We start from the raw sequence: 12,435 nt of genomic DNA on the forward strand, positions 1-12,435 counted from the left end.
TTGAAAGGTGTTTTTTGAAGAATCAGGAGAATTATCCGGGACATTGTTGCAACTATTACCATTTTATATTGTCGTATATAAAAAAGGCATATTATTTGTTCTACTCATGATGTAAATTACAGAGCTATGAAACAGATTTTACTACTATTAATATTCTCATTTATAAGTTTTGTGGGGTTTTCGCAAACACAAGAAAATGAATCTTCTCATTGGAATAAAAATTCATTGGATATAAATGCGAAAATTGATTTGAAAGTTTTTCCAAATCCCTGCACCGGACAAAAATTAACAGTTGAAATAGACAATGAGGAACTAACTGAACTTAGAATTACCAATATTGCGGGAAAAGTTGTGATACTGAAAAAATATATCATTCCTGTTGACAGAGTTGAGCTTTCGCTTAATAATACTCCAAATGGACTATATTTAATTCAGGTAAAAACAACGGAAAACAAACTGATGGCTAAAAAATTGATAGTTTCAGCGAGATAAAAAGCTAGCTTTTTATAAAGACTAAATCACATATTTAAAATACCTATTTTTCTTTCAAAATAAATTTCCGGAGGTTTGAAAACAATTGTTACTTTTTTCTGTCTGCTATTTTCCATTTCACTTTTTTCTCAGGAAAAAATAGCAGATATCAGAGATCGCGTTGGACAGCAAGTTACGGTTAGCGGGATTGTTACGAACGGAGATGAATTGGGGACCATCCGTTATTTTCAGGATGAAACTGCTGGATTAGCAGCATACGGAGCCTCTCTGGCAAACATAAAAAGGGGAGATTCAATTACGATAACGGGAACGTTAAAAGATTACCAAAATCTTCTTGAACTGGATCCTATTCAATCAGTAACCGTTGTATCTTCAGGGAATGAGTTACCTGTCCCCCTGGTTTTAACAGTCGATGAAATTGGTGAAGCGAATGAAAGCCAATTAGTCCAGATAAATAATATAACCTTTGTAAACGCAAATGGAACTTTTGCGGGAGGTCAGAATTACGATTTTATCAGTGGAGAGACAACCGGGGAATTGAGGATAAACGCCAACTCTCCTATTGTTGGTGAAGTTATCCCTACGGGTGAATTCAGTTTGATTGCCATTTGTTCTCAGTTTTTATACAATACTAACGACAATCAAACCGGATACCAATTACTTCCTCGCGATATAGATGATTTTGTCTCCTATGCTTCGGTGACTTTAAAATCTCCTGTTCAAATTGATGAAATTACAACCACCTGTTTTTCATTGATATGGGAAACAAATGTGGATGCTACTTCCGAAGTGCGATTCGGACTTTCTCCCGAGATGTCTGACTGGGAATATTTAAAATCTGAAACAGAAATAACTTCTGAAAATACTTTTTCACACAAAATTTATATCAGCAACCTCACTCCTGCTACAATTGTTTATGCACAGGCATTCTCAGTTCTGGATGGAGACACTGCCTTTTCCTCCGTAAGTGCTTATGCTACTCAGTCAAGTTCAACAGGCGAAATCAATGTTTATTTTAACACTGAGGTCGACCAGTCGGAATCAACTGGTCCTCTGGCAAAATATATAGAAAATGCGATGGAAGACACTTTGATCTCCTATATAAACCGGGCAGAAGAAACAATTGATTTTTGTATCTACAATATAAACAATTATGGCATTAGCGACGTCAGCGACGCTTTAAACGAGGCTGCCGACCGGGGGGTAGAAATTCGTTTTATAACTTGCGGTTCTACCAATCATTTGGGCGTTGATGATCTGAATGCCAGGATACCTGTTATAGAAAGACCTGAAGTTCAGGATGGCGGGATCATGCACAACAAATTCGCCATATTCGATGCAAACTCTGCTGATGCGAAAAAACCGTGGGTCTGGTCGGGTTCAGCAAACCTGACCAGCAATCAAATAAACACCGATGCCAATAACATTTTGTTTATTCAGGATCAAACATTAGCCAAAGCTTATCAAATTGAATTTGAGGAAATGTGGGGTTCAACTACCAACCAGCCCAACGCTGCCAATGCAAGATTTGGAGCCGACAAAACGGATAATACACCTCATGAGTTTATTATTGACGGAAATCGAATTGAAAGCTACTTTAGCCCTTCCGACAATACAAATCAAAAAATAATAGATGTTGTTAATACCGCCAACCATGATTTAAGTGTGGAAACGATGTTAATTACCCGAACTGATTTGGCAATGGCCATCAATGATGCGTTTGAAAGAAATGTTGAAGTGAACGTTATTACAAACTTTGAAAACGATAACTCGGAATCGGTAAATGATATGTTAGCAACCAACTTGCTTCAGGAAAAATATATTTTTGATGACATCTCAGGTGGAGTTTTACATAGTAAACTAGCCATAATCGACTCGAAAGACATAACTTCCGATCCGCAAATTATTACCGGAAGTCATAATTGGAGCAACTCGGCAAACGAAAGAAACGACGAAAACACGTTAATTATCCACGATGCTGATATTGCAAATATTTACTTTCAACAATTTGCCTTTCGCTTTTCCGAAAATGGGGGAAACTTGTATGTTAAAGCAGAATCGATTGAAATGACAGATTTACAGGTTTACCCCAATCCAACATCTGATAAAATAAATATTTCCTCGGCAAAAAAAATTGCCGGGATTGAAATCTACACGCTTACAGGCGAGAAAATAATTCAAAATACAAATCTGAATTCAACACACAAAACACTGAACATAAACACTCTACACCCTGGTATTTATGTGTTAAAAATAAATCTTAAAACCGGAGAACAGAATACATATAAAATAATAAAACACTCGTTTATTAATTAAAACTTATTCAATTTATTACTGAATCAATAGAATAAATTGGATGTCTGTCTTATCTTTAATAAAAAAAAGAAAAATGCACAGATTTATTTTCACTCTTGTTTTCCCTCTGTTTTTTTTATTTTCATGTACAAATGACAAAAATCCTGATCCTTGGATAACATCTGCTCCGGCAGGGGACCGCTTTGTAGAAATAAACAATACAGGCGAAACCGTTATACCAAACGGAAGACTTTTGACTCCGGTCGGAAAAAGTATTGTTGTTGCTCCCCACCCTTTTGGTTTAACTATCAGTCCTGATGGAAACACTGCAGTAACAGCCAATTCTGGAACAAGTCCGCTTTCCATAACAATCATCAGAAACATACTGTCAGAAAATCCCGAAGTTCAGCAAATTCCTCCGGGACCTGCTACTGACCGTGGCGTATTGGCATCAGTTTTTATGGGACTTGCTGTTTCAAAAGACAACAGTGTGGTTTATGTTGCCGGCGGACAGGAAAATAAGATATTCATTTTTGATTTAAATACAGGTAAAAAGAAAGGATTTATCGATTGCTCTTTTGAATCAGACAGTATTGATTATACCCATGGTTACATTGGAGACTTAACACTTTCAAAAAACGGGAAAAAACTGTTTGCCGTTGACCAGATTGGTTTTCGAATGATAATTGCAAACACAGAAACCAATCAGCTGGAACAAAATATTCCGGTGGGAAGATACCCGTTTGGAATCTGTCTTTCACCCGACGAAAAAAAGGTGTATGTAGCAAATGTGGGGATGTTTCAATACAGCATGGTAAAAGGAATCACATCCGACAATGTTGAAGAAAAAGCTTTAAAATATCCACCATTTGCCTACGGAAGTAAGGAGATGATTGAAGGTATTCAAACCGACAGTTTAGAGGTTCCTGGGCTGGGAGAAATGAATTCATCCGAAGGATTTTCAGTTTTTACCGTTAGTTTGGAAGATCTGCAAAAACCAGAAGTTATTGCGAAAACCAAAACGGGACATTTGGTTGGAGCAATGGTTGAAGACATTCCGGCTGTTGGTGGTGCAAGCCCAAACTCGCTGGTTGCCACCGACGATTATGTTTTTGTCACCAACGGAACGAACGACAATATTTCTGTCATTTCAATTGAACAAGATACAGTTGTACAAACTATTTATTTAAAACCTGACAAACGAATCAAACAATTTCGCGGCGTAATCCCTTTTGGATTAGCGCTCTCACCCGACAATCAGAAACTTTTTGTGGCTTGTTCCGGAATAAATGCGGTGGCTGTTGTCGATACAAAAGAACTTGAAGTACTAGGGTACATTCCAACAGGTTGGTTCCCGGCAAAATTGAAAGTAAGCAACGATGGTAAACAGTTGATTGTGGCCAATGCCAAAGGTTTTGGAAGCGGGCCCAACGGAGGTTCAACATTTAACCGCGGTCCTGAAGGAAGCTATATCGGAGCATTAATGAAAGGAACAGTGCAAGTGCTTGATATCCCTTCAAATGAAGCGTTGAGATCGCTTACAGAGAAAGTAATCTCAAACAATTTTAATTTTGAAAGAGCTTCGTCTGACAAATTTGCAGAGCGTAAAAATAACCCTGTGCCGCTTTATCCCGGAGAAAAAGAGAGCCCGATAAAACATATTGTTTTTATTTCGAAGGAGAACCGAACCTATGATGAAATTTTTGGACAGATAAAAAAAGGAAAAGGAGAACCTCAACTGGCACGTTACGGAACCGGAGTATCATTTGCAAACAGTGAGCAAACAGCTTCTGTTGAAAACGCTGATGTAATGGTGAACCACCTGAAAATTGCCAAAGATTTTGCCATCTCTGATAATTTTTATGTAGATTCCGATGTTTCAGCTGACGGACATCGTTGGCTGGTAAACACTTATCCAAATGAATGGACTGAAACCTGTACTGCAGCAAGTTATGGCGGAAATCGAAGGTTTAAGTTTGAATCAAAAGCGCCAGGCGTTTATGCGATGAACGGTGCTGCCGGAGCCATTTACCCGGAAGATTACAACGAGGCTGGCTCGATGTGGGACCACCTGGAGCGGAACAAAATTGATTTTTACAATTTTGGATTCAGCATCATGTTCGAACCGTCGATTTATGAAGCCCAATATAAATATCAGGGAAACCGACACTATATAAACTACCCCCTTCCACAACCGATCTGGGATCGGACTTCAAAACAATACCCGACCTACAATATGGCCATTCCCGATCAATTCCGCATTGATCAGTTCCAAAAGGAGTTTAATCACAGATGGATAGCCGGAAAAGACACGATGCCGGCCCTTATGACGGTTATTATCCCCAATGATCATGGCGCGGGCGATCGACCGGAAGCTGGCTACCCATTCCGCGAAAGTTACATGGCCGATAACGATTTGGCAGTTGGCCGTATCGTGGAATTCCTCTCTCATACACCTTATTGGAAAAACATGCTGATTGTAATTACAGAAGATGATGCTCAAAACGGAGTAGATCACGTTGATGCACACAGAAGTATATTAATGTTGATTTCTCCTTGGGTGAAAAAAGATTATGTGAGCCATTTCCATTACAGCTTTGGCAGTATTTTTAAAACTTTTTGGAATATCCTGGGATTACCCTATTTAAATCAATATGACGCCGGGGCAAACGATATGTCCGATTTTTTCACCGACTCTCCTGATTACACCCCATATAACGCTATTCCTGTTGATTCAAGAATTTTTGAGCCTCAAAAAGCACTGGATCCTTTTGACGAGAATTTCGACTGGAAAGCACTGGAAGAATCCCCGGTAATGGATGACAAAGAAGATATGATTCAGGAAAGCAAAGAGCGGGACGAATATCGGCTGGAAAACAGGGAAAAAGAAAATTAGTATGAAAAAAATTACATTAACCCTAGTGGCTGCATTTGTTTCAATGCAGCTTTTTTCTCAATCAATTAGCGGTATTGTTCTAAATGCGGAAAACCAACAACCGGTATCCGATGCAAATATTTCTGTTAAAAACTCAACGCTCGGAACTGTTTCCGATGGTAAGGGATTTTTTTCAGTAATAACGCCGAAAAATGGGAATTCCATCCTTTTAATTTCATGCGTAGGTTTTGAATCAAAGGAAATAGAAACAGCCGACACCGAAAATAAAAATATTGAAATCAATCTTCAACCGGTTTCGGTTCAACTCAATAAAAGTATAGTAGTTACAGCGTCGAGGAACCAATTGTTATCTTTTCAAACTCCGGATGCTGTTTCTGTTTTAACCCAAAAGGAAATAACAAACAATGCTCCTCGTTCGATGGCGGAAGCATTGATAGGCACTGCGGGTGTGTGGATGCAAAAAACCAACCACGGCGGTGGCTCACCTTTTGTCCGCGGGTTCACAGGCAATCAAACGTTGCTTCTGATTGACGGAATTCGGCTAAACAACGCCACATTTCGTTATGGCCCCAACCAATATTTTAATACGATCGATATTTTTTCGGTCGACCAGGTTGAAGTAATACGTGGAAAAGGTTCAGTTCTGTATGGCAGTGATGCACTTGGCGGAGTAATAAATGTAGTTACCCGAACACCCGAATACGCCTCCGAAAAACCATTATTGGGTGGTCGTGGAAAAGTAAAATATATGAACAAAGGAATGGAGAAATCGGGTGTTGCAGAGCTTTTATTCAGAACAAAAAACGTTGCAATTTCAGGAAGTGTCAATTACAAAGATTTTGGAGATATTTTTGCCGGCGGTTCACTCGGCTACGAACGCCCATCGGGTTATGATGAAACCGGGGTAAATATGAAAGCAAAACTCCGCCTTTCCCGCAACTGGCAAATAACTTCAGCGTACCAGTACCTCATCCAAAACGATGTGGGTCGTTACGATCAGGTTGCACAGCGTGGTTACCAACTGTACTCCTTCGATCCACAGATACACCGCCTTACCTACGCAAAGGCGGAACACTTCAGCAGCAACGAATGGTTCAGAAAAATAAAACTTACGGTTTCCAATCAGTATTCCGATGAAACACGAAAAAAACAAAAAGAAAGCTCGGTTACTTTTACGGAAGAAAACGATGTGGTAAAAACCAACAGCATTTCACTGGAAAGTTATTCCACATTCAGCAGAAAATGGGAAGCGGTAAGCGGTATTGAATTTTATTCTGACAATGTGGAATCCGGACAAAAAGATACAAATCTGGAAAATGGTGAAGAAACCAAATCCCGCGGGCTCTATCCCAACAATTCATCAATGCAGAATTTAGCGGTATTTAGTCAACATACCCTAAAATTTGAAAAGTTCCATTTAAATATGGGAGGTCGTTTTAACACGTTCCGGATTCATTCCGTTGACGATGAGTTTGGAGAAGTAACACTAAAACCCAGTTCGCTGGTAGGAAATATCTCCGGACAATATTTTACAACTCCTGAACAGCAGTTTATTCTTTCGGCACACACTGCTTTCCGTGCGCCAAACATTAACGACATCAGTTCTTTTGGTCAGTTTGATTATGGCATCGAAATCCCTTCCACTGACCTTGCACCGGAAAAGACATTTACGTTTGAAGGAGGCTATAAAAAAACATCGGAGTGGTTTTCGATGGCCCTAACTGCTTTTAACACCCGGTTAAAAGATCAAATTGTGAGAACAGAAGCCACATACAACGGAAGCGAAACCATTGATGGAGAGCGTGTTTACAAAAAAGAAAATGTAGCAAAATCGAACATTTCAGGGGTGGAATTTGAATCAGGATTTCAAATCACAAGACAATTTTCATTTATCAATAATCTTACCTGGCTTTATGGCAAGAACCTCGAAAATAACGAACCAATGCGACGAATTCCTCCACTGAATGGGAAACTGGCGTTGCAATATTCCAAATCAAAAATTTTTAGCGAAGCCGAATTCCTGTTCGCCACAAAGCAAGACAGGCTTTCAGGTGGAGACATCGATGATCATCGTATTCCCGAAGGCGGTACTCCCGGGTGGAACATTCTAAACCTGAAAGCGGGTTATTCATGGAATATCGTCTCAATTCATGCCGGAATGCAGAATATTTTTAATCAGGCTTACCGTATTCACGGCTCAGGAGTTGACGGTTACGGAAGAGCATTCTGGATGACATTACAATTTGAAATTTAGTTGTGTAAATTCATTTCAAACAAATCAAACAAAAAGACCTGATTCTTATAAATAAATCGTAATTTAAAAGCTAAAACATTCGATACGCAGCATTGATACAACACTCAAAATAGATTATCATGAAAAGATTTCTCTGGTTTTTCATTATTCTTATAGTTGCACAACCTTCGTTGATTTCACAGGCACAAAACAAACGAGAAAAAAAACAACAGACGAAACACCTGAGCGAATACGAAAATCAAACGCTGGCCGACAGCCTGTTGCCTTTACCAATGCCATACAACCGCTGGGTCGATCCGGCAGGAAAGCAGGTTTATTTTGGTGACAAACAATTGGAAAACCATGCACTCGATTGTGCCCTTTCACCCGATGGGAAATATGTTGCAGTGGAAGGACGTTATTCCATCGTGATAATATCAACCGGCACCAACGAAATAATTGAGCGCACAACTTTGGAAAACCTGCTTGGCGATGATGACGCTATAAATACTTTTTCGGGAATTACCTGGGGAAAAACAGGCTACGACTATTCTTTGTACTGGAGTGCTGCAGGAGATGAAAAATCGTATGTGATAAAAGCATCATGGAATGGCCGCAAGCTAAAAAAGGAAAAAACTTTCGATTTTGGAGCTAACGAACCAGCATCGACTGCCTTACCCAATGAAGTTGTGGTAACAGAAGAGAATGGAAAAACGATGTTATACGTGGTTTTAAACGGCAACAACATGCTGGTAAAACTTGACGAAAAAACCGGGCAAACCATTTGGTCGGTAGAAACGGGTGTGGCACCTTACGGTGTTGTAAAAGCTGCCGGCAAGATTTATGTTACCAACTGGGCCGGAGCTGTTCCTGATGAAAACGATAAAAATATAGCCGGCATTCCGTGGGGAAATGCTAAAGTTGATCCTTTAACCGGTGCAACACGTGAAGGAACAGTTTCGGTTTTTAGTCCTGCCGATGGAAGGTTGATAAAAGATATAATCGTTGGCTTGCACCCAAATGATATTATCCCGAGCCCGGATGAAAATTATGTTTATGTTGCCAATGCCAACAGTGATGCCGTTTCAGTAATTGACACCAAACAGGATATTGTTTCTGAGAGTATTTCAGTACGTCTGGGTGATGAAAAAAATCCTTACTGGGGGGATTCACCCAACGGCTTGGGAATTTCTGGTGACGGAAAAATACTTTATGTAGCCAACGGAATGGACAACGCGGTGGCCTTAATCGAGTTAGGGAAAAATGCTTCAAGCAGTTCAAATGGGAATCAAAGTAAAATTTCAGGATTTATTCCCACCAGTGCTTATCCGGGAGCGGTTTGTGTTCTCAGGGATCAAACACTGTACATTCCCAATATTGAAGCGGAAGGAGCAAGAATCCCTAGCATTTCTGAAAGCGGTGCAAAATCGTACAATGCGCACCGGCAGATGGCTTCCGTGTCTATTATTCCTTTACCGGATAAAAATCAATTGGCTGATTATACCAAACGTGTACATGAGACCAACCAAATTTTCAGAATTGCCTTATCGAAAAAACTTCCCCGGAAAAATGCAAACGCCGTTCCTGTACCGCTCAGAATTGGTGAGCCTTCGATTTTTAAACATGTCGTTTATATCATAAAAGAAAACCGGACTTACGACCAGATTCTTGGTGATGTTTCGGCGGGAGACGGAGACCCGTCACTTTGTGTTTTTGGAAAAGAAGTCACGCCCAACACACACAAGATTGTTGACGATTTTCTGCTTCTCGACAACTTTTACGTTTCAGGAAAATCTTCCGCAGAAGGCCACCAATGGACCGATATGGCTATTGTTACCGATTATATTGAAAAAAATGTACGGGGTTGGTTTCGTAGTTACCCACATGTTCAACAAGATGCATTGGTTTATGCTCCCACCGGTTTTATCTGGGATAACGCAATCCGACACGGCAAAAGCGTACGAATATATGGTGAAGCCTGTGTTCCTGAATTTGACAAAAGTGCCACTTGGGAATCTATTTATAAACAGTTCAAAAATGGCGAAAAAGTAGAATTTAAAAACACAACTACCATTGACCCGGTTTGGGATATTTTAAGTCAGAATTACCCGGGATACGACAGCCACAAATTCCCGGATGTATTTCGGGCACAAACGTTTATAAAAGAACTAAAAGAATATGAAAGGAAGGAAGGTGATCAATGGCCCGAACTGATTATCATTGCTTTACCCAATGATCACACCTCAGGAACACGACCAGGATTTCCTACTCCCCGTGCGATGGTGGCTGACAATGATCTGGCTTTGGGACAAATCATGGAAGCCATTTCTAAAAGTAAATTCTGGAAAAATACTGCGGTTTTTATAACCGAGGACGATTCGCAAGCCGGGTGGGATCATGTTTCAGCCTACCGAACGGTTGGAATGGTTGCCAGCCCATACACGAGGTTTGAAAAAACCAACCACACCAACTACAACCAGGTTTCGATGATAAGAACCATCGAACAAATTCTGGGGCTTCCGCCAATGAATATTATGGATGCAACTGCCATGCCCATGTTCAACTGTTTTAATTCATCCGCTGATTACAGTCCCTATGTTTCTGTCCCAAACCAGATTCCATTGGATGAGATGAACAGTGAACTATCTGAATTAAAAGGCCCTGCACTCCACTATGCAAAAAAAAGTATGGAACCGCAGTTTGAACGGGTAGATGCCGGCGACGACGAACTCTTTAACAGAATTATCTGGTTCGCAATGAAGGGGAAAAAACCTTACCCCGAAAAATACAGCGGGAAAGATGAAGATGATGACGACGATGATTAAGTGATTTTAATGTAATTTTTCCATTAAGCGCTGATAACTTTCCCAAAAATCAGCTTCCATTTTTTTCTCATCAATATCGGTGTAGACTTCCACTTTTCGCTGTAAATTTTCAGGCGGCGTAAGTACCATTTCGGTTTTTGCCAGTTCCGGGTGAATAATCGATTCAATAAGCGCTAAATCCCACATAATCCAACGCTCACCTGCATTTACAAAATCCCACCGGGTCAATAAATTTTGGCTGATTTTGTTGTTGTATACTGAAAGTCGCTTCTGTGTTTCTTTTCGTTCAAAAACCAGTTGACCTGAAACCTGTCCGGAAATGATTGATAATTCCAAATCGGTACAATCCAAAACAATATCAAGTGCATTTAAATCATTACGTGCATTAAATTCATTCTTGTTCCAGACACCTGTTTCAGGGTCATATTTCATACTCAAAATATGAAGATGAATATTTTTTGCAATATCCGGCTCTGCTAGTATTGCTGCGGCGACATTGGTAACCGGGCCTAAACAGGCAATATCCAGCTTATTGCCGGGAGAAGCCTTTTTTGCCTCGGTGATAATAAAATCAACTCCTTCGGAATATTGAACGGGGGTGCCATGATTAAACCCCCAGGCAAATCCAACCATTTTTTCACAACCTTGGGGATGCGGAATTTGCGATCGATTTACCTCCAATAATAATTGCTCATTTTCCCTTTGTGAAAGCTCAACCGTGTTGATATTTTTAGTGGAATAGTTATGCCACATAGAGTCGGTAACCATCTGCGGATTATTGAAATGAGCGGAGACCAACCCCAGTAATTCGAAATCATCTGAATCCAGGGCTCGTACAATAGCATACATGTCATCCATTTCATTTCCTGTATCAGCATCAATAATCAACTTTATTTTTTGCGCCTGGCAACTTATTCCAAATAAAAAAGTCAGAAGTACAAATACGTTTCTCATCATTCCGGTTACTTTAGAATTTACAAATCTCCAAATCGTTCTTTTGCATCCTTCAGAATAACAACTGTTGCTGTAGCTCCACAACGCGAACAGCCTGCTTTTTGAACCGCCAGCAAACCATCCAGTGTGCGAACACCACCGGCAGCTTTTACTTTAACGTTTGGCCCCACACTTGCTTTCATCAGCTCCAGATTCGAGATTGTAGCTCCCTGGTATGCATATTTTCCATCATCGCTTTTTACAAAACCAAAACCCGTAGATGTTTTTACATAGTCGGCCCCCACTTTTGTGCATATTTTACACAATTCCACAATATCCTCTTTTTTCGAAACATAATCGGTCTCAAAAATTACTTTTACAATGGCTTTGTTGTTATGGCAAACTTTGGTAACAGCAGCAATTTCTTTTTCAATATAGTCCCATTCTCCCTGTAAAGCTTTTCCAATATTTATTACCATATCAATCTCTACTGCGCCATCCACACATGCTTTTTCCGTTTCAAAAACCTTCACTTCGATTGCAGAGTTACCGGCAGGAAAACCAATTACACATCCCACCAGAACATAGGAATCCTTTAACAGTTCAACAGCCTGTTTCACAGCATACGGTTTTACACATACCGATGCCACATCATATTCTTTGGCCACTTCGCATTCGCGTTTCAAATCTTCATCAGTCATGGTTGGATGAAGAATGGAATGGTCAATCATTTTTGCAAGTTCTTTTACTTTGTTCATTTT

The 12,435-nt window shown here is 40.0% G+C and carries 7 protein-coding genes; 5 read left to right on the plus strand and 2 right to left on the minus strand.

Annotated elements, in window-relative coordinates; all coding sequences use genetic code 11:
- Positions 1-126: 126 nt before the first annotated feature.
- The 5 genes from K5G00_RS11165 to K5G00_RS11185 all read left to right on the plus strand — a co-directional run bounded on the left by K5G00_RS11165 (position 127) and on the right by K5G00_RS11185 (position 10,741).
- Positions 127-492: a T9SS type A sorting domain-containing protein gene (locus K5G00_RS11165; protein ID WP_238766241.1), complete on the plus strand. Its 366-nt coding sequence runs from the start codon at positions 127-129 to the stop codon at positions 490-492.
- 75 nt (positions 493-567) lie between these two features.
- Positions 568-2,808 carry a phospholipase D-like domain-containing protein gene (locus tag K5G00_RS11170; protein WP_238766242.1) on the plus strand — a complete coding sequence of 747 codons (2,241 nt, stop codon included), beginning with the start codon at positions 568-570 and terminating at the stop codon, positions 2,806-2,808.
- A gap of 73 nt (positions 2,809-2,881) precedes the next feature.
- A complete protein-coding gene (locus tag K5G00_RS11175) occupies positions 2,882-5,683 on the plus strand; it encodes a bifunctional YncE family protein/alkaline phosphatase family protein (RefSeq protein ID WP_238766243.1) in 2,802 nt (933 codons plus the stop codon).
- Position 5,684: 1 nt separating this feature from the next.
- Entirely contained in the window at positions 5,685-7,937 is a 2,253-nt protein-coding gene (locus K5G00_RS11180; RefSeq protein WP_238766244.1) for a TonB-dependent receptor, read from the plus strand.
- 119 nt (positions 7,938-8,056) lie between these two features.
- Positions 8,057-10,741: a bifunctional YncE family protein/alkaline phosphatase family protein gene (locus K5G00_RS11185; RefSeq protein WP_238766245.1), complete on the plus strand. Its 2,685-nt coding sequence runs from the start codon at positions 8,057-8,059 to the stop codon at positions 10,739-10,741.
- 6 nt (positions 10,742-10,747) lie between these two features.
- Here K5G00_RS11185 and K5G00_RS11190 read toward each other — a convergent pair whose 3' ends face one another.
- Positions 10,748-11,698, minus strand: a complete 951-nt coding sequence (locus K5G00_RS11190; RefSeq protein WP_238766246.1) for a nucleoside hydrolase — start codon at positions 11,696-11,698, stop codon at positions 10,748-10,750.
- Positions 11,699-11,715: 17 nt separating this feature from the next.
- The gene (gene deoC, locus K5G00_RS11195; RefSeq protein ID WP_238766247.1) at positions 11,716-12,432 is read right to left on the minus strand and encodes a deoxyribose-phosphate aldolase; all 717 of its coding nucleotides are present in this window, start codon (positions 12,430-12,432) and stop codon (positions 11,716-11,718) included.
- Positions 12,433-12,435 lie beyond the last annotated feature (3 nt).

It is taken from the genome of Maribellus maritimus (assembly GCF_022267315.1).
In the GTDB taxonomy this organism is placed as follows: Bacteria; Bacteroidota; Bacteroidia; order Bacteroidales; family Prolixibacteraceae; genus Draconibacterium; species Draconibacterium maritimum.

What these genes read in the sequence shown, in the direction of transcription:
- K5G00_RS11180 (WP_238766244.1), top strand. Translation starts at nt 5,685, where the DNA reads ATGAAAAAAATTACATTAACCCTAGTGGCTGCATTTGTTTCAATGCAG.
- K5G00_RS11175 (WP_238766243.1), top strand. Translation starts at nt 2,882, where the DNA reads ATGCACAGATTTATTTTCACTCTTGTTTTCCCTCTGTTTTTTTTATTT.
- K5G00_RS11190 (WP_238766246.1), bottom strand. Translation starts at nt 11,698, where the DNA reads ATGATGAGAAACGTATTTGTACTTCTGACTTTTTTATTTGGAATAAGT.
- K5G00_RS11185 (WP_238766245.1), top strand. Translation starts at nt 8,057, where the DNA reads ATGAAAAGATTTCTCTGGTTTTTCATTATTCTTATAGTTGCACAACCT.
- K5G00_RS11165 (WP_238766241.1), top strand. Translation starts at nt 127, where the DNA reads ATGAAACAGATTTTACTACTATTAATATTCTCATTTATAAGTTTTGTG.
- deoC (WP_238766247.1), bottom strand. Translation starts at nt 12,432, where the DNA reads ATGAACAAAGTAAAAGAACTTGCAAAAATGATTGACCATTCCATTCTT.